Here is an 18,870-nt window from a genome sequence, read left to right as displayed (position 1 = left end):
CACTCACATCCATACAAAAGCCGCCACATCCAACCGGGCCGAATGTGTGAACAGGACGGACAACAAGGAAAAGCCGCGCTATTCTCACGCGGAGCGAGGCGAGATGAGGCGGAAGTCGGGGCGCCGGACGCCGGGAAACGTTTTCGCCCCATGGACCAGCGCGGCCAATGCGACCGGTGCGACCACTGCGGCCAATGTGATCTGCAATGTGATCAGCGCTGTGCGACCAGCGTGACCACCGACGGAGCGAGCATGAGTACGACGCGCAACGCCGATCCACAGACCGGCCCCCTCGAAAGCCTGGGGCTCTCCCCCGACCAGGCGGCCCTCTACACCGCCATGCTGCGGCTGCACCGCGCCACGCTGACGGAGCTGGCCGAGGCGGTCGGCCGGCCCGCCGAGGACGTGCTCGACGCCCTGGACGAGCTCGTACGGCTCGGCGCGGTGAACCGGCGGCGGGAGGAGTTCCTCGCGCGGCATCCGGCCGCGGCGATCGGACGGCTGGTGGCCGAGAGGCTGGACCGCATGGCCAGGGAGACCCGCCAGATCGACGAGGTGCTCGCCGCGGCCGGACGCCTGGCCCATCACTACGACGCCGGCCGCGACTGGCGCAGCGGCCGGTTCTCGGTCGAGCCGATGAGCGGTGCGGACGAGCTGTGCGAGAGCGTGATCGGCCTCGCGCTGCAGGCGCCCCCCGCCGAGCTGGTCATGGCCGTGCCGGACCACCGGACCATGGCCCGGTTCGCGGACGGATATGGCGGCCAGTGGCTCCAGGCCGCCGCCGACGGCATCCTGCGCCTGCGGATGGTCGTGACGCTCGACGCCTTGACCTCGCCCGCCGTACGGGAGGTGTGCGGGCGGCTCTCCGCCGCGGGCGCGAGGCTGCGTGCCCTCGACGCGGTGCCGAGCTGGTTCTTCGCGCTGGGCGACGGCGCCGCGGGGCTGCCCGCCGAGTGGGGCGTCCCGCTGCCCGAGCACTCCTACAACTGCTACCTGGTCCACGCTCCGGTGGCGGTGGGGGCGCTGCGGGCGCTGTTCGAGGAGCTGTGGGCCCGGGCCGCGCCGATCTCCCCGCACAGCAGCGTGCTGCAGGTGCTACGGCTGGCCGCCCACGGCCTGTCCGACGACGCCGTCGCCCGCCACCTCGGGGTGTCCGTGCGCACGGTGCGGGCCAGGTTCGCCGAGGCGATGTCGGAGCTCGGGGCGCAGTCCCGGTTCCAGGCGGGGGTGGAGGCCGCCCGCCGGGGCTGGCTGTGACGCCCGGGTCCATGTCACCGAGGCCTGTGTCACCGAGGTTCCGTGCCGCCGAGGCTGTGACACCGGAGTCCCGGGCCACGGCCCGACGAGCAGATGAAGCGCACTTATCCTCGTGGAGGGGGCGGTGGTCATAAGGTGGGATGCGTGCTGGAAGACGTCCCCCGCGACCCGTTCGCGGATGACCCCAACGACCCCGCGGCGGAGCTTGGCACGCCCGACGACGTGGAGCCGCTGACGCTCGCCGAGCGCGACGAGGCGCTGACCGATCTCGCCGACGTGGAGGTCTTCCGTTCCCTGCTCGAACCCCAGGGCGTGCTCGGGCTGGTCCTCGACTGCCCGGAGTGCGGCGAGCAGCACTACTTCGACTGGGACCTGCTGCGCGGCAACCTGCGCCAGATGATCGACAACGGCCGGCCGCAGGTCCACGAGCCGGCCTACCAGCCCGATCCGGCCGACTACGTCAGCTGGGAGTACGCCCGGGGCTACGTGGACGGCGTGATCGACACGGAGGAGAGCCGCTGACTGTCCACGTCGACCACGAGCGCGCCCAGCAACCGGACGGCGGCGTCCGTGCCGCCGACCGGCTCGCGGCGGGCGAGCGCGTCGAGGACGGCGTCCGTCCGCATTACGTCGCCCTCCACGTCGGCATCGCCGTACGACCGCAGATGGCGGGCCGTACGACGACGTTTCGTGGTCACGCAATCGACTCCAACTCGGCCAGTTGCCGGAGCCTCGCCAGCGCGCGATGCTGCGCGACCCGGACGGCACCCGGTGACATGCCGAGTACATTACCCGTCTCCTCGGCGGACAGGCCCGAGACCACCCGCAGAATGAGGAGCTCGCGCTGGGTGTCCGGGAGCCGGGACAGCAGGTCCCTGGCGTGCTGCGCCTCGATGTAGCGCACCACCGTCTCCTCCGGCCCGGGGCCCTCGTCGGGCCCGTCCGGCAGGTCCTGCGTCGGCACGGCCGAGCGGACCGAACTCCGCAGGGCGTCGGCCACCTTGTGGGAGGCGATGCCGAAGACGAACGACGCGAACGGACGGCCCATGTCGCGGTAGCGCGGCAGCGCCGACAGCACCGCGATGCACACCTCCTGGGCCACGTCGTCGGCGATGTGGTATTGACCGGACACCCTGCCCAGTCGAGCCCTGCAGTACCGGACCACCATCGGGCGCAGATGTCCCAGCAGTGATTCGATCGCGGTGCGATCTCCCTGTACGGCAAGGCTGGTCAGTTCCCTGAGGTCGGACTCATCCGATCTCGTCGCAAGCCTTACCCCAGTTGCGGCGTCGGCGACGCATCCCTCGGTCACGTTAGGCATGATGCCCGTCGCGATCGTTGATGTCGTCATGGTTAACGGCTACGGATTGGTCACATTGACGCGTCGATAACGGTCCGTAATCATTTGACCACTCGCCCGTTGGAACATTCCAACCGTAATGCCCAAAACAACATATATATGCCTGACGGCTTGACAGGGAAAAAGAAGTATGCCGGTCGTTGCCATTGCTCGCGGCCCGGCTTCGGCCCCAGCGGCCGTCCCGAGCGGGCGGAACGGGCAGGAGGCAGGAAAAGCGGTGCGCCCCGCGGTCCGCCCTTACGGGCGGGCGCGGGGCGCGGGATGCTACTGGGCCTGCGGCCGGGAGGGCCGCCCGGCCTCGATCAGTGGCCGTGACCGTGACCGTGACCGTGACCGCCGTTGGCGGCCGGAGCCTCCTCCTCGGGCTTGTCCACGACGAGGGCCTCGGTGGTGAGCAGCATGCCGGCGATGGACGCGGCGTTCTGCACGGCCGAGCGGGTCACCTTGACGGGGTCGATGACGCCCTGGGCCACCAGGTCGCCGTACTCACCGGTGGCGGCGTTGAGGCCCTCACCGGCGTTCAGCGCGGCGATCTTGGTGGTGACGACGTAGCCCTCCAGGCCCGCGTTCTCGGCGATCCAGCGGGCGGGCTCGATCAGCGCCTTGCGGACGATCGAGACGCCGGTGGCCTCGTCGCCGGTCAGGCCCAGGTCGTCGAGCTCCTTGGACACGTGCACGAGCGCGGAGCCACCGCCGGAGACGATGCCCTCCTCGATCGCGGCGCGGGTCGCGGAGATCGCGTCCTCGAGGCGGTGCTTCTTCTCCTTCAGCTCCACCTCGGTCGCGGCGCCGACGCGCAGCACGCACACGCCACCCGCCAGCTTCGCGAGACGCTCCTGGAGCTTCTCGCGGTCCCAGTCGGAGTCGGACTGCTCGATCGCGACCTTGATCTCGCGGACGCGGTCCTCGATCGCCTGCGCGTCGCCGGCGCCGTCCACGATCGTGGTGGTGTCCTTGTTGACCACGACGCGGCGGGCCGTGCCGAGCACCTCGAGGCCGACGTGCTCCAGCTTGAGGCCGATCTCCTCGCTGACGACCTGGCCACCGGTGAGGATGGCGATGTCCTGCAGCATGGCCTTGCGGCGGTCGCCGAAGCCGGGGGCCTTGACGGCCACCGAGGTGAAGGTGCCCCGGATCTTGTTGGTCACCAGGACGGCCAGGGCCTCGCCCTCGACGTCCTCGGCGATGACCAGGAGCTGGCGCTTGCTCTGGGCGACCTTCTCCAGCAGCGGCAGGAAGTCCGCGATGGAGGAGATCTTGCCCTGGGTGATGAGGATGTAGGGGTCCTCGAGGACCGCCTCCATGCGCTCGGAGTCGGTCACCATGTAGTGCGACAGGTAGCCCTTGTCGAACTGGAGGCCCTCGGTGAACTCCAGCTCCAGGCCCATCGCGTTGGACTCCTCGACGGTGATGACACCGTCCTTGCCCACCTTGTCGAACGCCTCGGCGATCAGGCCGCCGATCTTCGCGTCCTGCGCGGAGATCGTGGCGACGTTGGCGATCTCCTTCTTGTCCTCGACGTGGCGGGCGCTGCCGAGCAGCCGCTCGCTGACGGCCTGGGCGGCCTTGTCGATGCCGCGCTTGAGGCCCAGCGGCTGCGCGCCGGCCGCGACGTTGCGCAGGCCCTCGCGGACCATGGCCTGGGCCAGGACGGTCGCGGTGGTGGTGCCGTCACCCGCGATGTCGTTGGTCTTGGTCGCCACTTCCTTGGCGAGCTGGGCGCCCAGGTTCTCGTACGGCTTGTCCAGCTCGACCTCGCGAGCGATGGTCACACCGTCGTTCGTGATCGTCGGGGCACCGAACTTCTTGTCGATGACGACATTGCGGCCACGGGGGCCGAGCGTCACCTTGACGGCGTCGGCGAGAGCGTTGACACCACGCTCGAGAGCGCGCCGCGCGTCCTCTTCGAACTCCAGGATCTTCGGCATTCAGGTCTCCTTGTGAGCGCGCGGAGCCCCGGGCGCGTGTCCCGGGGCTCCACTGGCCGACGCGGCCTACTTCTCGATGATGGCGAGCACGTCGCGGGCCGAGAGCACCAGGTACTCCTCGCCGCCGTACTTGACCTCGGTGCCGCCGTACTTGCTGTAGAGGACGACGTCGCCCTCCTTGACGTCGAGCGGAATGCGCTTCTCGCCGTCCTCGTCCCAGTTGCCCGGACCCACAGCGAGGACGCGGCCCTCCTGCGGCTTCTCCTTGGCGGTGTCCGGGATGACCAGGCCGGAGGCGGTGGTCTGCTCGGCCTCAAGCGGCTGGACCACGATGCGGTCGCCGAGCGGCTTAACGGGAACCTTGGTGGCGGTCGTCACGATCGGACCTCCCCTTCAGATTGCGATGAATGAGCTGAAGAGGCGACCAGCGGCCTGCCGTCGCGGGTGTCAGACCTGTCTCGTCGCTGTTGGCACTCTCAATGGCAGAGTGCCAACACGAAACAGTATGCAAGTGGCGCGTGACAGTCAACACGAACCGGCATCGCAGGTCAGACGCGGGAGGCGTACGAGCCGGAGCGCACGTCGTCGACGATGCCCGGGCGGCTCGGCTGCCATCCGAGGACCTTCCTGGCGAGATCGCCGCTCACCACCTGGCTCAGGGCCAGGCCCTCGGCGAACGGACGGCCGAGCACCTCGCTCGCCTCGCCGATCGGCCACGGCACCGCCTTCCCCGTACGGCCGGCCGCCGCCGCGACGTCGGCGACGCTCACCGCCTCCTCGGCGACACCGTGGAAGAGGCTCCCCGGCCCGGCCTTCTCGATCGCGAGCACGAGCAGGTCCGCCAGGTCGTCGACGTGGACGGTCGGCCAGGTCGGGGCCGGGCCGCCCGCGTGGACGTACCGCCCGTCCTCCCCCTCGGGGGAGGCGAGCAGCCCGGGGATGCCGCCGCCCCGGCCGTACACGATGCCGGGCCTGACGACGACGCCGCCCGCGTCCCGCACCAGCCCCTCCACCCGCGGCCGGTAGCCGGACAGGGCGATGGGGTTCGGCGGCGCGTCCTCGCCCGCCGCCTCCGTGGTGGTGCCGAGCACCCAGACGCCGCTGGTGTAGACGAGCCGCGCGCCGCCGCCGGCCAGCGCCTCGATCGCCGCGACGTCCACCGCCTCGTCTCCGACGGGGTTGGCGGCGTGCACGACGACGTCGATGTCCGGCGTCACCGCCGCGCGGAGCGTCTCGGGCTCGTGGATGTCGCCGTGGCGCACCTCGCCGGGTACGGCGGCGTCGCGCGCCTTCGGACGGACGAGCGCGACGACCTCATGGCCGTGTTCGGCGAGGCGCTCCGCCAGCACCGATCCGATGTACCCCGTCGCGCCGAGCAGCAGGACCTTCATTCTCTTCCACCTCGAACATTTCGATGCTTTACTGTTCGACGTAGACGGTAGCGCATGCCCCGTCCATATTTCAACGTCGAAGCTTCGGTTACGATGGCCGGTGGAGGAGGAGCGGCGGAGGACCCAGGCCGCGCGCGCTATGAACGACACCCTCGTGGACGACACCACCTGCACCGGCGAAGACACCACCGGCGAAGACACGTGCACCGGCGCCACCGGCAACGACGCCGTCGACCAGATCCTCAGCCAGTGGGCCCGGGTGCGCCCGGACGTGGACTGTACGGCGATGGGGGTGGCCGGGCGGATCTCCCGCGCGTCCCGGCTGCTGGAGAAGGGCATCAAGGAGTACTTCTCCGAACATGACCTGGAACCGTGGGAGTTCGACGTGCTCGCGACTCTCTTCCGGTCCAATCCCGATCACCGGCTCTGCATGAGCGACCTCGCCACCGCCGCGATGGTCAGTTCGGCGGCGCTCACCAACCGGGTGGACCGCCTGGTCGCCAAGGAACTGGTGCGCCGGGAGGTCTCACCGTCCAACCGCCGCATGGTCCTGATCACCCTCACCGAGGAGGGCCGGACGGTGGTCGACGCCCTGCTGGCGGGTCACGTGGCCAACGAGGAGCGGCTGCTGGCCGGCCTCACCGACGAGGACCGGTCCCAGCTGTCCGGGCTGCTCTGCAAGCTGCTCGCCTCGCTCGGCGACGTCCGCCCCTGCTGACCGGGCACGACCCGCGCGCCTTGCCGTTCCGCCGGCTCCGGCCGTCCCGGCGCCGCCCCCGCCGTCGTCCGCTCCGGCGGTCGTCCACAGGGCGACGTCCGCGGCCGACGTACGCGCCGGGCAGGCGGTAGCGTCGCGGGCGTGGACCTGGACGCCTTCCGCATGCTGCTCACGCCCGCCGGGCGCGGGGCCCTGGACGAGGCCGTGACGATACTCGCCGGCGGCGCCGATCCGGTGGCCGCCGCGAGCGCGCTGCGCCGCGGTCATCCGGCCGACCTGGCGGCGGCGGCGCTCACCCAGGCGTCGCTGCGGCGGCGGGCCGAGGCCAAGTTCGGCCCCGACGCCGCCGTCATGTACTTCACCCCGCACGGGCTGGAGCAGGCCACACGCCCCGAGGTCGCCGCACACCGCGCCGCCCGGATCCGGGCCACCGGCGGTCCGGCGGGCGGCCCCGCCGTGCTCGACGTCTGCTGCGGGATCGGCGGCGATCTCCTCGCACTGGCGCGGGCGGGCTGCGCCGTGGACGCCGTGGACCTCGACCCGCTGACCGTGGAGGTCGCCCGCGCCAACGCGGCGGCGCTCGGCCTGTCCTCCCTGGCCGATGTCCGTACGGGCGACGCCGCGCTGGCCGACCCCGGCGGCTACGGCCTGCTGTTCGCCGATCCCGCCAGGCGTGGGGCGCGGGGACGGACCTTCGACCCGATGGCGTACTCCCCCACCTGGCCGGTCGTGCTCGACCTGGTGGCCCGTGCCCCGGCGGCCTGTCTGAAGGTGGCCCCCGGCATCCCGTACGAGTTCATCCCGGAGGGCGCCGAGGCCGAGTGGGTGTCGTATCGCGGCGAGGTGAAAGAGGCGGCGATCTGGACCGGGATGGGGACGGGCGGCCGGCGCGCCACCCTGCTGCCGTCCGGAGCCACGCTCACGGCCTCCGGCGCCGAGGCGGAGACCGGGCCGGTGAGCCGCTACCTCTACGAGCCCGACGGCGCCGCGGTGCGGGCCCACCTGGTCGCCGAGGTCGCCGCCCTCGTGTCCGGCCGCCTCGTCGATCCGCAGATCGCCTACATCACGAGCGATCGTCTCGTACGCACGGAGTGGACGTCCTGCTACGAGGTGACGGACGTCATGCCGTTCTCGCTCAAACGGCTGCGAGCGGCGTTGCGCGAACGGCGCGTCGGCGTGGTCACGATCAAGAAACGCGGGTCCGCCGTCGACGTGGAACGGCTGCGCAAGGATTTGCGGCTTTCCGGCGACAATTCCCTGGTGATTGTCCTGACTCGCATCGGAGAGCGGCCGTTCGCCCTGCTTTGCCAGCCCGTGACCAGCGACGACGCGTGAAACCGGAGTAATTCACCGGCAACTGGCGCCTTTCTCATTCCACCCCTGATGACCGCGGGTCAGGGCCTAAAGTTGGCCGTCGGGCGTGCCGCCTGTTCGTTCATCCTGCGCGAGACCGGGCCGAACCGACGTTTCGGCGAGTGAAGGAGCATTCTCGGTGGAGCATTCCAGCCACAACCTCCTCCAGGCGGGCAGCCAGACCGCCATCTCCGACCGGATGCGCGAACTGCTCGCCCGTGCGGCGCAGGACCACGTCTACGAGCAGCGGACGCAGGGCGCCGTGCTCGACGAGATCCGCCAGCGGCTGGAGGGCATGGAGTGGCTCCTCCGCGAGGTGCGCGAGCGCGAGCTGGGCGGCCTCGGCGCGGCCCTCGAGGCGATCACCCAGCGGCTCGACGACATGAACGCCAGACCGCCCGCCTGGGCCGAGGGACTGGCCCAGCACGTGGAACTGCTGCGCGACCACGTGGACGAGGCCGGCGGGCGGACCCAGGGCCTCGCCGACCGCATGACCGACTTCGCACACCGGCTCGGCAAGTTCCAGGGGAGCATGGAGGCCGCCGCCGGGCGTTTCACCCGGCTCGACAAGGCCATCGCCGCGCTCACCGAGCGCACCGAGCGCCTGGAGGCCGTGGTCGTCGAACGGCTCGACTCGGTCGGCGGCCGGGTCGAGGCGGTGCGGAGCGGCGTCGAGACGGTCGGCGAGCGTGTCGGGAGCCTGCCCGCCGATCTCGGCATCGGAGAGCTCCGCGGCACGGTGGCCGGTCTCGGTCACACCGTCGAGGGCATGGACGCCACGGTGACCGCGCTCGGCGCCGCCGTGGACGGCACGAACTCCACCGTGGCGGGGCTGGGCGCCGCCGTGGACGGCATGAACGCGACGGTCGCCGGGCTGAGCGCCGGCGTCGGGGACGTCGCCGCCGGCGTGGACGAGATGAGCACCACCATCGCGGGCATGAACGCCGATCTCACGCTGACGGCGGGGGCCGTGGCGCCCCTCGCCGAGGCGGTGCGCGGCAGGCCGGATCGTGAGCAGATCGCCGAGACCGTCTCGGACGCGGTCACCCGCGCCATGGAACCGGCCAGGGGCGACGTGGCCCGGCGTCTCGCCGCGCTGGAGGAGACCATGCTGGCGCTCGCCGAGGTCCTCCTGCGTCCCGCCCGCGGCCACACCGACTGAGCACCGGCTCCCCCGGGGCGCCGCGGGCTTGCGCGATCAGACGTTGACGACGGTGATCGGGAGCGACGAGTCGGCCGGTATCTGCAGGGTGGAGGGTGTGACGCCCGCCGACACCAGGTCGGCGCCGAGCGCCGCCACCATCGCGCCGTTGTCGGTGCACAGACCGGGCCGCGGCACCCGCAGGCGCACCCCGGCGGCGTCGCAACGCTCCTGGGCCAGCGCCCGCAGCCGGGAGTTGGCGGCCACGCCGCCCCCGATCAGCAGGTCCTTCACGTCGTAGCGGGCGCACGCCTGCAGGGCCTTGCGGGTGAGCACGTCCACGACCGCCTCCTGGAACGACGCGGCGACGTCGGCCACGGGCACCGGCTCGCCCGCCGCCTCGCGGGCCTCCACCCACCGCGCCACGGCCGTCTTCAGGCCGGAGAAGGAGAAGTCCAGGGTTCCGTCGTCGTACTTGCCGCGGGGGAACGCCACCGCCGTGCCCGATCCCTCGCGGGCGGCCCTGTCGATGTACGGCCCGCCCGGGAACGGCAGGCCGAGCACCCGGGCCACCTTGTCGAACGCCTCCCCGGCCGCGTCGTCCACGGTGGACCCGAGCGAGATCACGTCCTGCGCCACGTCGGGCACCAGGAGCAGCGAGGAGTGCCCGCCCGAGACCAGCAGCGCGATCGAGGGCTTGGGCAGCGGGCCGTGCTCCAGCTGGTCCACGGCGACGTGCGCGGCGAGGTGGTTGACCCCGTAGAGCGGGACGCCGAGCCCCAGCGCGTACGCCTTGGCGGCGGCCACGCCGACGAGCAGCGCCCCCGCGAGGCCCGGGCCCGCGGTGACCGCGACCGCGTCGATGTCGGAGAACCGCAGCCCCGCGGCGGCCAGCGCGCTCTCGACCGTGGGCGTCATCGCCTCGAGATGGGCCCGCGAGGCCACCTCCGGCACCACGCCGCCGAAGCGGGCGTGCTCGTCCATGCTGGAGGCGATGGTGTTGGCCAGCAGCGTGTGCCCCCGGACGATGCCCACGCCCGTCTCGTCGCAGGACGTCTCGATCCCCAGCACGATCGGCTCGTCATGCCCGCTCATGCTCGCCCCTCATCTCTCGTGTTTCCCGCTTCGCCCATCGGAGCGTCAACCGCTGTCTTCCCTCGTCACCGCTTTGGTCGCTTCGCTCCCGCACGGCTCCTCAGTCCGGACACCGGCGCACTCCTCCGGCTCGCTCAGTTGCTCTCGGGTTGTGGCCCGAGGTCCTTCACCATCGTGATGGCGTCGGTCCCGTCGTCGTAGTAGCGCCGTCGCAGGCCCAGGCGCCGGAAGCCGAACCGCTCGTACATCGCCTGCGCGGGCGGGTTGTCGGCGCGCACCTCCAGGAACACCGAGGCCATGCCGCGCCGTACGGCCTCGGCGAGCAGCGCGTCCATCAGCGCGGTCCCGATGCCGGCGCGCCGGTGGCCGGCGAGGACGGCGATCGTCTGGACGTCGGCCTGGTCGCCCGCCGCCGCCAGCCCCGCGTACCCCACGACGCGGTCGCCCACCTCGGCGACGACGTAGTGGCGGGTGCGCGGCTGGTCGGCCAGCTCGCCGCGCATCATGGCCTCGCTCCAGGCGTCCGCGGGGAACGTGGTCCGCTCGATCTCCATCACGGCGGGCACGTCCTCATGGGTCATCTGGCGCAGGACGGCCTCGGCCTGTCTCACGGGGTGTCCCCGCGGCGGGTCACGCCGTCACCCGCTTCGGCGCCCCGGGCACCTGCGCGTCGGGACGCCGCAGGTAGATGGGCCGCGGCGGGCCGAGCACGGCCAGCTCCCGCGCCTTCTCGACCGAGTCCACGCGTCCCTCGGGCACCCGGGCGATCTCCGCCGCCTCCTCCTCGCTCAGCGTCGCGAGGTGCTCGGCCGCCAGGGCGGCGAGCGCTCCGGCCGAGGGATGCTCGGGACCGCGCACCCGGCCGGGGCCGATGACGTCGGCGTACATGGCGCCGCCGGCGCCGATCACGGGCAGCTCCGCGGGCAGGTCGTGCGGCCGGTCCACGCGCGGCCCGTCGAGCCGCGTGCGCGGGTCGCCGTACCGCGCCCAGAAGACTTCCTTGCGGCGCGCGTCGGTCGCGACGAGGAACGGCCCGCTCTCCCGCGCGGCGTAGGCGAGGGCGTCGAGCGTGCACACCCCGAACGCCGGCACACCGGCGGTCAGGGCCAGCGCGGTCGCGGTCATCAGGCCGACCCGCAAACCGGTGTACGGCCCGGGGCCGGTCCCCGCGACGATGGCGGTGACGTCCTTGAGCGTCACACCGGACTCGCGCAGGACATGCTCGACGGCGGGCGCCAGAAGCTCCCCGTGCCGCCGCGCGTCGATCGTCGTCGTCTCTGCCACCACACGCTCGCCGTCGTGCAGCGCGGCGGTGACGGCGGGAGTGGCGGTGTCGAAGGCCAAGACAAGCACGAAGGTCAAGCGTAGTCGCTGTGCGGAGGCGGACGACCACACCCGGGCCATTCCGCTGCTCCTTCCGGCCCCGATGTCAGGCGTCGCGGATCAGGGAGGCGTAGACGATGACGTTGTCGCGGTACTCGTGCCGGGACCAGTCGAAGTCGCCGCCGCAGGTGATCAGGCGCAGGCCGTCCTCGGTGTAGACGCGCTCGGCCGGGAAGTCGTCCTTCGGCACGCGCTCCACGGAGTCGACCCGGTAGGAGGCGGTCTTGCCGTCGCTGCGCACCACCTTCACGACCGCGCCCTCGCGCAGGTCGCGCAGCCGGTAGAACACGGCGGGGGCGGTCTTGGTGTCCACGTGGCCGATGATCACGGAGGCGCCGGGGTCGCCCGGCACGGCGCTGCCCGTGTACCAGCCCGCGGTGGACGGCTTGTCGAACGGCGGCAGTTCGACGTCGCCCTCGCCGGACAGGCCGAGCTTCATCAGGGGTGCCTTGAGACGCAGCGCCGGGATGTCGATGCGCTTGGGGACGACGGAGGACCTGGCGGCGGGCCGGTCCGTCCCCCCCTTGCCGCCGGCGACCGCGGCGAACACGAGCCCGGTGACCACCCCGGCGATGATCACCCCCCGGGTGGACAGCGCCAAGGTCAGGCTCCGGAGCGCCTGCGGGCCACGCCGATGCCGACGCCGAGCACGGCCAGGAGCACGACGACGGTGACGCCGGTCGGCAGGCCTGAGTCGTCCGTGGGGCCCCCGGCCGCCGTGCCGCCGCCGCCCGCGTGCGGCGCCCGGGTGGGAATCCTCGTGTGGTCCTCGGTGCGGTCCGGCTCCGGCGCGACGACCCTGAACGACGCGCTGCCGACGTCGTTGGTGGCCTCGCAACGCACCTGCACGCGGTAGCCGCCCGCCTTGGCTCCGGCCCTGATGGTCGCGCTGCCGCGCACCATCGGCACGGCCGCGGCACCGGGGGTGGCCGACGGCGGCGCCGGGGCCACCAGCGTCACGAGCCCGGTGAAGGCGTCGGAGCGGGCGGTCGCCCGGTAGTCGGTGCCACCCTGGGGCAGCGGGCACCTGGCGGTGATGTGGATGCTCTTGGTCGACCCGCCGACGACGCGCTTGGGATCGACCTCCACCCGCACGTCCTGTCGCTTGACCGAGACGATCGGCGACGGCAGGGCCGGGGTCAGCGTCATCGTCGGGTCGGCGGAAACCGTCTCGGCCGACGCCGTGCAGCCCAGCGCGCCGAACAGTAAGGCTCCCGCGACGGCGACCTGCGTGATCCTGCTCAACGGCACACCTCTTCCACGCGGGTCCCTTACCCAGAAAATCCTTGCCGACTCATGGCCGAGGATCTTCCTTCGTCCGATGATCCACAGGTGTGCGGACAGGCGTCAAGGATGTGCGGCGGACCGGTCTGGATCGTGCACGGGCGACGCCCGACTTGTCCCCACAGGTCCTCATCCGCACGTCAGAGCCCAGATTGCGGCCTTTATGCGTGCTCGCGGAGGGCGTTTCAGGCGAGGGAGAGCTCGGACCAGCGCGAGCCCACGCCCGTCACCCGTACGCGGCGCTCCTCGCCCTCGGCGCCCCGCTCGACGTGGATCTCCAGGCGATCCTCCGACAGGCCCTCGACCAGGCCCTCGCCCCACTCGACCACGGTGACCGACTCCGCCAGCGAGGCGTCGAGGTCGAGGTCGTCCACCTCGAGCGTGCCACCCAGACGGTAGGCGTCGGCGTGCACGAGCGCGGGCCCGCCGGACAGGGACGGGTGGACCCGGGCGATCACGAACGTCGGGGACGTGATCGGCCCGCGCACCTTCAGACCCTCCGCGACGCCCTGCACCAGCGTCGTCTTCCCCGCGCCCAGCGGCCCGCTCAGCACGACCAGATCCCCGGGACCGAGCAGCGCGGCCAGCCGCGCGCCCAGTGCCCGCGTCTCCTCGGCGGTCGCGGCCCGGAACTCAGCCGTGGTCACGTGTTTCCCCTCTCGGCTCTCTTCAGCAGCTCGCGCAGCGCCTCGTTCACCGCGTCGGGCCGTTCGAGCTGCACGAGATGCGACGTCTCCGGCACGGTGGTGAGCTGCGCGGTCGGCGCGGCCGCCGCCATCGCCCTGCTGTGGTCAATCGGCGTCAGCCAGTCGCGCTCCCCGACGATTATCGCGGTGGGCACCTTGTTGAGCACGTCGAGCGCGGTGAGCTTGTCGTGCGACATCAGCGCCGGATAGAAGTCGGCGATCACCTCGGAGGGGGTGGCCCTGATCATCGACTCGACGAAGTCCACGACGGTCGGGCTGACGTTCTTGGAATCGCCGAACCCGAGGTGGCGCAGCGCCAGGAACGACAGGTCGGTGCCGGCCTGCCGGCCCCGGTCGACCAGCGCGCCGCTCCTGCGCATGACCGACACGGCGGGCGGCACCGCGAGGTTGACGAGCTTGGAGACCAGGGCGGGCAGGCCCAGGGTGAGCTCGGCGAGCTTGCCCGCCGAGGTCGCGATCAGCGACACGCCGCGGATCTTGTCCCCGAACAGCTCGGGCCGCCGCTCCGCCAGCGCCATGATCGTCATGCCGCCCATGGAGTGGCCCACGACCACGCACGGCCCGGGGACGAGCTTGTCGAGGACGAGCGCGAGGTCCTCGCCGAGGCGCTCGATGGTGCAGTCGCTCGCCGGGGCGCGGGCCGACAGGCCGTGGCAGCGCTGGTCCCACAGCACCAGCCGATAGGAGTCGCGCAGGTCGCGCCGCTGGTAGTGCCAGGAGTCCGAGGAGAGGCAGTAGCCGTGGCACAGCACGACCGTCAGCGGCGCGTCCTCCACACCGTCGATCTCGGCATGGATTTCCACGCCGTCCGAGGTCGTGAGCGTCACCGGGCGGCCACGTAGCTCGCCGAAGGGCTCACTCGCCTCCAGGTCCGGCCGCAGGCGGATGCGGCCGACGGCGTACCTCTTGGCGAGCGTGGCCGCGGCCACCCCCGCCGACGCCGCGCCGAAGACCGCTCCGGCGATCCCGACCTTGCGACGTGTGCCCATGCCTGCCCTCCTCGCAGCCGCGGCTCAGCGTTCGTCCAGGTGGACGCGAGGCACGCGGGATCCGATCCTCGTCACGATCTCATAGTTAATCGTGCCCAGGGAATCCGCCCAATCCTGACAGGTCGGCTCACCGTGGTCCCCGGGTCCGAAAAGGATCACCTCGTCCCCCGATTCCGCCGGATCGTCACCGAGGTCGATGACGAACTGGTCCATGCACACCCGGCCGGCGATCCGCCGCCGGCTCCCCGCCGCCAGCACCTCAGCCTGGTTGGTCGCGTTTCGCGCGATGCCGTCCGCATACCCGAGAGGGACGAGGCCAAGCGTGGTCTCCCGCTCGGTGACGTACAGGTGCCCGTACGACACACCGGAGCCGGGGGGGACCCGCTTGACGTGCGCGAGCCGGGCCGTCAGCGTCATGGCGGGGCGCAGCCCGAAGTCGCCGAGCTCGGGGACCGGGCTCAAACCGTAGACCGCGATGCCCGGGCGCACCATGTCGTACCTCGCCTGCGGCAGCGTGAGGGCGGCGGCGGAGTTGGCGATGTGGCGGGCCGCGTCGTCCGGCACACCGGCCTTGCCGGCGACGGCGACCGCCTCCTCGAACGTCGCGAGCTGGCGCGCGATGGACGGATGGCCCGGGATGTCGGCGCACGCGAGGTGCGACCACAGGCCGGCGATCTCGATCGCCCCGGTCGCCCGCGCGGCGAGCGCGTGCTCGACCAGCGACGGCCAGTCGGCGACGGTGGCGCCGCCCCGGGAGTTGCCGGTGTCGGCCTTCAGGTGCACCCGGGCCGTACGACCGGTGCGCCGGGCGGCCGCGACGATGTCGTCGACGACCCACGTCGCGCCGGCGGACAGTTCGACGTCCGCGAGCAACGCGGCGTCCAGCGGCTCTCCCGGCGTGATGAGCCACGACAGGATCGGCGCGGTGACACCCGCCTCGCGCAGCGCAAGCGCCTCGCGGACGAAGGCCGTGCCGAGACGGGTCGCGCCCGCCTCCAGGCATGCCTGCGCCACGGGCAGCGCGCCGTGACCGTACGCGTCGGCCTTGACGACCGCCATGAGATCGGCGCCGGAGGCCTGCTCGGCGAGCAGCCGGACGTTGTGCCGGATGGCGGACAGGTCCACGCGTGCCTCGGCCGGGGTGGCGGAGTGCACCGTCGAGAAGCTCATTTTCCCAGTGTGTCAGGTGGACCCGGGTGGATGCGCCCATCCTGACGCCGCACGTCAGAGCATACGAAGGGCCTCGGGGAGCGTCTGGGCGACGTCGAGGGCGGCGATCGGCGCCTGCCCGCCTCCCGTGGCGCCGCCCCCGGCGGCGATCCGCGCCGCCAGCCCGTGGACGTACGCCGCGCACGAGGCCGCGTCGTAGCCCGTCATCCCGGCGGCGAGCAGGGCGCCGGCGATGCCCGACAGGACGTCGCCGGTGCCGCCCGTGGCCAGCCAGGGCGTCCCCGTCGTGTTGACCCGCACCGGCCGGTGTTCCTCGGCGACGAGCGTGGTCGAGCCCTTGAGCAGCACCGTCGCGCCCAGTTCCGCGGCGGCCCGCCGTACGTGTTCGAGCCGCCCGGCCTCGACGCGCTCGCGCGGCACGCCGAGCAGCCGCGACAGCTCCCCCGCGTGCGGCGTGAGCACGGTGGGGGCGGCCCGGCGCAGCAGCGTGCGGTCCTTGGCGAGGAGCGTCAGCCCGTCGGCGTCCACCAGCACCGGCACGCCGGTGGACAGCACGGCTCGGGCCACCGCGTGCGCCTCCGGGCCGGTCCCGAGGCCGGGGCCGAGCACCCACGCCTGCACGCGCCCGACCTCGTCCAGCGAGCTCTTCAGCACCAGCGACGGGTCGAGCACGGTCGTGACGGCCTCCGGCCACCGGGCCCTGACCAGCCGAACCGGCTCCGCCGAACTCGCGAAGCGCACCAACCCCGCGCCGGCGCGCACCGCGCCGCCGACCGAGAGCACGGCGGCCCCGGTGTACCTGTCGCTGCCCGCGGCGATCCCCACCACGCCCCGCCGGTACTTGTCGCTCTCCGCGCCGGGGCGGGGCAGCATGTCGGCCACGTCGTCGCCGGTCAGCGCGGCCACCTCGGGATCCGGCAGGAAGGGCCCGAGGCCGATGTCCACCAGCTCGACCGCGCCCGCGTGCGCGGCTCCCGGGTCGACGAGCAGACCGGCCTTGTACGCGCCGAACGTCACCGTCATGTGCGCGCGGACGGCCGCTCCGTCGACCCGTCCGCTGCTCGCGTCCACCCCGCTGGGCACGTCGACCGCGACGACCAGGCCGGCGGCCCCGGCGGTCAGCTCCGCGAGCGTCCCGTACGGCTCCCGCAGCGCCCCGCCGCCCCCGATGCCGACGAGGCCGTCCATCACGAGGTCGGCGCCGGCGAGCAGCTCGCGCGCCCGCGCGGTGTCGTACGGGTGCGCCCGGCCGCCCGCCTCCCGCAGCGCGGCCAGACCGCCCTGATGGGCGCGCGAACCGGCGAGGACGGCCTCCACCCGCGCTCCCCTGCGCGCCAGCCGGGCGCCGGCGTACAGGGCGTCCCCGCCGTTGTCGCCGCCGCCGACGAGCAGCGCCACGCGGGAGCCGTACACCCGGCCGCGGGAGCCGGCGAGCAGGTGCGCGCAGACCGCGGCGAGTCCGGCGGCGGCCCTGTCCATCAGCGTCCCCTCGGGGAGCCTCGCCATGAGCGCGTGCTCGGCGGCGCGGATCTGTTCGGAGGTGTAGGCGGTCCGCATGGGTCCGACGGTAGCCTGCCGCGACGGCGAAGGCGATCACCGCACGCCCACGGCGGCGGGCACGAACGGCGCCGTTTCCACGGGATCGGGCCGTGCCGCTCGGGATCGGCTCGGGACTCGGCTCAGGACCCTGCTCAGGACTCGGCGACGACGTAGGCGACCGCCACCCCGCCGTCGTGGGACAGGGAGACGTGCCACCTGCGTACGCCGAGGTCGCGGGCCACCTCGGCCGCCCGGCCCGTGATCCTCAGCTCGGGACGGCCGCGCCCGCCGAGCACGACCTCCGCGTCGAGGTGCCGCAGCCCCGGCGGGACCCCGAGGGCCTTGGCCACGGCTTCCTTGGCGGCGAAGCGTGCGGCCAGCGACTCCAGCGCCAGCGCGGCCTCGGCCTCGGTGAACAGGCGGCGCCGCAGGCCGGGGGTGCGCTCCAGCGCCGCGCCCAGGCGCGCCACCTCGACCACGTCCACCCCGATGCCCACGATCACACCGCCAGCGTACGGGCCTTTAACCCTTCCCCGTCGCGCGCCGAAGTAATCCATCGATTTTTGTCCACAGCCTGTGCACACCCCGCGTGGGGCCGCCGGGAAGCCATGGCTACGCTTGCCGTCGTGGCAGATGGGGACGCGTACGTCGAGCTGAGCCGCGAGCAGTGGGCTGACCTGCGCAAGAACACACCGCTCACGCTCACCGAGGCGGAGTTGGTGGAGCTTCGCGGCGTCCATGACCCGATCGACCTGTCCGAGGTGACCGACATCTATCTGCCGCTCACCCGGCTGCTGAACCTGCACTTCACGGGTTCGCGGCAGCGCGGCGCGGCCGTCGGCGCGTTCCTCGGCGAGCAGGACGCGCCCCCGCCGTACGTGCTGGGCATCGCGGGCAGCGTCGCGGTCGGCAAGTCGACCACGGCGCGGCTGCTGCACACGCTGCTCGCCCGCTGGCCTGAGCACCCACGGGTCGATCTGATCACCACCGACAGCTTCCTGTATCCCAACAAGGTCCTCGAAGAGCGCGGGATCATGCACCGCAAGGGCTTCCCGGAGAGCTACGACCGGCGGGCGCTGGTGAGCTTCGTGGCCGACGTGAAGGCGGGCCGCCCCTCGGTGGAGGCGCCGGTCTACAGCCATCTGGAGTACGACATCGTGCCGGGCGCGGCGCAGACGGTGGACCGGCCGGACATCCTCATCGTCGAGGGGCTCAACGTCCTGCAGCCCGCGCCGCCGGACGCCCTGGCGGTCTACGACTACTTCGACTTCTCCATCTACGTGGACGCGCGCATGGAGGACATCCGCACCTGGTACGTGGAGCGCTTCCACAAGCTGCGCCGTACGGCCTTCTCCGACCCGAAGTCCTACTTCCGGCACATCGCGGAGCTGTCGCACGAGGAGGCGACCGCGTTCGCCGAGGACGTCTGGCGGGACGTCAACGAGCGCAACCTGGTGGAGAACATCGCCCCCACCCGCCACCGGGCCGGCCTGATCCTCCACAAGGGCTCCGGCCACTCCGTCCGGGGGGTACGGCTGCGCCGAACCTAGGATGC

General features: G+C 72.4%; 21 protein-coding genes. 6 read left to right on the top strand and 15 right to left on the bottom strand.

Annotated features, from left to right (window positions below):
- Window positions 1–252: 252 nt before the first annotated feature.
- Both HHX41_RS27510 and HHX41_RS27505 read left to right on the top strand, forming a co-directional pair.
- Window positions 253–1,257, top strand: coding sequence for a helix-turn-helix transcriptional regulator (locus HHX41_RS27510; protein WP_182908285.1), 1,005 nt, complete (start codon window positions 253–255; stop codon window positions 1,255–1,257).
- Window positions 1,258–1,401: 144 nt separating this feature from the next.
- Entirely contained in the window at window positions 1,402–1,779 is a 378-nt protein-coding gene (locus HHX41_RS27505) for a DUF5319 domain-containing protein (protein WP_169951881.1), read from the top strand.
- On the opposite strand, the gene HHX41_RS27500 is transcribed toward HHX41_RS27505, so the two are convergent.
- The 5 genes from HHX41_RS27500 to HHX41_RS27480 form a co-directional block, all read right to left on the bottom strand.
- On the bottom strand, window positions 1,740–1,955 hold the full coding sequence (locus HHX41_RS27500; RefSeq protein ID WP_169985230.1) for a hypothetical protein: 216 nt from the start codon (window positions 1,953–1,955) through the stop codon (window positions 1,740–1,742). The two genes, HHX41_RS27505 and HHX41_RS27500, sit on opposite strands and share 40 nt — an antisense overlap.
- Window positions 1,952–2,578 carry a sigma-70 family RNA polymerase sigma factor gene (locus HHX41_RS27495; RefSeq protein WP_169985453.1) on the bottom strand — a complete coding sequence of 209 codons (627 nt, stop codon included), beginning with the start codon at window positions 2,576–2,578 and terminating at the stop codon, window positions 1,952–1,954. The genes HHX41_RS27500 and HHX41_RS27495 overlap by 4 nt, the downstream gene beginning before the upstream one ends.
- A gap of 341 nt (window positions 2,579–2,919) precedes the next feature.
- Window positions 2,920–4,545 carry a chaperonin GroEL gene (groL, locus tag HHX41_RS27490; RefSeq protein WP_169985228.1) on the bottom strand — a complete coding sequence of 542 codons (1,626 nt, stop codon included), beginning with the start codon at window positions 4,543–4,545 and terminating at the stop codon, window positions 2,920–2,922.
- A 66-nt stretch (window positions 4,546–4,611) separates the two neighbouring features.
- Entirely contained in the window at window positions 4,612–4,926 is a 315-nt protein-coding gene (groES, locus tag HHX41_RS27485; RefSeq protein WP_111699864.1) for a co-chaperone GroES, read from the bottom strand.
- A 167-nt stretch (window positions 4,927–5,093) separates the two neighbouring features.
- Window positions 5,094–5,936 (bottom strand): NAD-dependent epimerase/dehydratase family protein, encoded by an 843-nt coding sequence (locus HHX41_RS27480; RefSeq protein ID WP_182908284.1) that lies wholly within the window; start codon window positions 5,934–5,936, stop codon window positions 5,094–5,096.
- 139 nt (window positions 5,937–6,075) lie between these two features.
- Between HHX41_RS27480 and HHX41_RS27475 the strand changes: the two genes are divergently transcribed.
- From HHX41_RS27475 to HHX41_RS27465, 3 genes are all read left to right on the top strand, one after another.
- Window positions 6,076–6,654 carry a MarR family winged helix-turn-helix transcriptional regulator gene (locus HHX41_RS27475; RefSeq protein WP_182908283.1) on the top strand — a complete coding sequence of 193 codons (579 nt, stop codon included), beginning with the start codon at window positions 6,076–6,078 and terminating at the stop codon, window positions 6,652–6,654.
- A 141-nt stretch (window positions 6,655–6,795) separates the two neighbouring features.
- On the top strand, window positions 6,796–7,989 hold the full coding sequence (locus HHX41_RS27470) for a class I SAM-dependent methyltransferase (protein ID WP_310742201.1): 1,194 nt from the start codon (window positions 6,796–6,798) through the stop codon (window positions 7,987–7,989).
- Between the two features lie 157 nt (window positions 7,990–8,146).
- On the top strand, window positions 8,147–9,169 hold the full coding sequence (locus tag HHX41_RS27465) for a hypothetical protein (RefSeq protein WP_182908282.1): 1,023 nt from the start codon (window positions 8,147–8,149) through the stop codon (window positions 9,167–9,169).
- A 36-nt stretch (window positions 9,170–9,205) separates the two neighbouring features.
- Here the strand turns inward: HHX41_RS27465 and tsaD are convergent, their stop codons facing one another.
- The 10 genes from tsaD to HHX41_RS27415 all read right to left on the bottom strand — a co-directional run bounded on the left by tsaD (window position 9,206) and on the right by HHX41_RS27415 (window position 17,818).
- Window positions 9,206–10,243: a tRNA (adenosine(37)-N6)-threonylcarbamoyltransferase complex transferase subunit TsaD gene (tsaD, locus tag HHX41_RS27460; protein WP_169985220.1), complete on the bottom strand. Its 1,038-nt coding sequence runs from the start codon at window positions 10,241–10,243 to the stop codon at window positions 9,206–9,208.
- Between the two features lie 134 nt (window positions 10,244–10,377).
- On the bottom strand, window positions 10,378–10,854 hold the full coding sequence (rimI, locus tag HHX41_RS27455; protein WP_396705553.1) for a ribosomal protein S18-alanine N-acetyltransferase: 477 nt from the start codon (window positions 10,852–10,854) through the stop codon (window positions 10,378–10,380).
- 19 nt (window positions 10,855–10,873) lie between these two features.
- Window positions 10,874–11,596, bottom strand: coding sequence for a tRNA (adenosine(37)-N6)-threonylcarbamoyltransferase complex dimerization subunit type 1 TsaB (gene tsaB, locus HHX41_RS27450; RefSeq protein WP_169985218.1), 723 nt, complete (start codon window positions 11,594–11,596; stop codon window positions 10,874–10,876).
- A 76-nt stretch (window positions 11,597–11,672) separates the two neighbouring features.
- Window positions 11,673–12,227 carry a class F sortase gene (locus tag HHX41_RS27445; RefSeq protein WP_182908281.1) on the bottom strand — a complete coding sequence of 185 codons (555 nt, stop codon included), beginning with the start codon at window positions 12,225–12,227 and terminating at the stop codon, window positions 11,673–11,675.
- Window positions 12,228–12,229: 2 nt separating this feature from the next.
- A complete protein-coding gene (locus tag HHX41_RS27440) occupies window positions 12,230–12,871 on the bottom strand; it encodes a hypothetical protein (RefSeq protein ID WP_169985214.1) in 642 nt (213 codons plus the stop codon).
- A gap of 224 nt (window positions 12,872–13,095) precedes the next feature.
- Window positions 13,096–13,557 carry a tRNA (adenosine(37)-N6)-threonylcarbamoyltransferase complex ATPase subunit type 1 TsaE gene (gene tsaE, locus HHX41_RS27435; RefSeq protein ID WP_182908280.1) on the bottom strand — a complete coding sequence of 154 codons (462 nt, stop codon included), beginning with the start codon at window positions 13,555–13,557 and terminating at the stop codon, window positions 13,096–13,098.
- Complete coding sequence (locus HHX41_RS27430) at window positions 13,554–14,606, bottom strand: alpha/beta fold hydrolase (protein WP_182908279.1); 1,053 nt, start codon at window positions 14,604–14,606, stop codon at window positions 13,554–13,556. The genes tsaE and HHX41_RS27430 overlap by 4 nt, the downstream gene beginning before the upstream one ends.
- A 24-nt stretch (window positions 14,607–14,630) precedes the next feature.
- Window positions 14,631–15,776 carry an alanine racemase gene (gene alr, locus HHX41_RS27425; protein WP_182908278.1) on the bottom strand — a complete coding sequence of 382 codons (1,146 nt, stop codon included), beginning with the start codon at window positions 15,774–15,776 and terminating at the stop codon, window positions 14,631–14,633.
- Between the two features lie 54 nt (window positions 15,777–15,830).
- Window positions 15,831–17,333, bottom strand: coding sequence for an NAD(P)H-hydrate dehydratase (locus tag HHX41_RS27420; protein ID WP_169985208.1), 1,503 nt, complete (start codon window positions 17,331–17,333; stop codon window positions 15,831–15,833).
- Between the two features lie 134 nt (window positions 17,334–17,467).
- A complete protein-coding gene (locus tag HHX41_RS27415) occupies window positions 17,468–17,818 on the bottom strand; it encodes a holo-ACP synthase (RefSeq protein WP_310742200.1) in 351 nt (116 codons plus the stop codon).
- Window positions 17,819–17,923: 105 nt separating this feature from the next.
- Between HHX41_RS27415 and coaA the strand changes: the two genes are divergently transcribed.
- The gene (gene coaA, locus HHX41_RS27410; RefSeq protein WP_182908277.1) at window positions 17,924–18,865 is read left to right on the top strand and encodes a type I pantothenate kinase; all 942 of its coding nucleotides are present in this window, start codon (window positions 17,924–17,926) and stop codon (window positions 18,863–18,865) included.
- Window positions 18,866–18,870: the final 5 nt, after the last annotated feature.

Origin of the sequence: Microbispora sp. H13382 (assembly GCF_014161445.1) — a bacterium.
Classification (GTDB): Bacteria; Actinomycetota; Actinomycetes; order Streptosporangiales; family Streptosporangiaceae; genus Microbispora.
Note: the sequence above shows the minus strand (reverse complement) of the source record. Positions and strands in the feature narration are given on the sequence as shown.

Bases quoted from the DNA above. Each gene is read 5' to 3' on its own strand.
- HHX41_RS27510 (WP_182908285.1), top strand. From the start codon at position 253: ATGAGTACGACGCGCAACGCCGATCCACAGACCGGCCCCCTCGAAAGC.
- coaA (WP_182908277.1), top strand. From the start codon at position 17,924: ATGGCTACGCTTGCCGTCGTGGCAGATGGGGACGCGTACGTCGAGCTG.
- HHX41_RS27480 (WP_182908284.1), bottom strand. From the start codon at position 5,936: ATGAAGGTCCTGCTGCTCGGCGCGACGGGGTACATCGGATCGGTGCTG.
- HHX41_RS27430 (WP_182908279.1), bottom strand. From the start codon at position 14,606: ATGGGCACACGTCGCAAGGTCGGGATCGCCGGAGCGGTCTTCGGCGCG.
- HHX41_RS27420 (WP_169985208.1), bottom strand. From the start codon at position 17,333: ATGCGGACCGCCTACACCTCCGAACAGATCCGCGCCGCCGAGCACGCG.
- HHX41_RS27475 (WP_182908283.1), top strand. From the start codon at position 6,076: ATGAACGACACCCTCGTGGACGACACCACCTGCACCGGCGAAGACACC.
- groL (WP_169985228.1), bottom strand. From the start codon at position 4,545: ATGCCGAAGATCCTGGAGTTCGAAGAGGACGCGCGGCGCGCTCTCGAG.
- HHX41_RS27495 (WP_169985453.1), bottom strand. From the start codon at position 2,578: ATGCCTAACGTGACCGAGGGATGCGTCGCCGACGCCGCAACTGGGGTA.
- tsaD (WP_169985220.1), bottom strand. From the start codon at position 10,243: ATGAGCGGGCATGACGAGCCGATCGTGCTGGGGATCGAGACGTCCTGC.
- alr (WP_182908278.1), bottom strand. From the start codon at position 15,776: ATGAGCTTCTCGACGGTGCACTCCGCCACCCCGGCCGAGGCACGCGTG.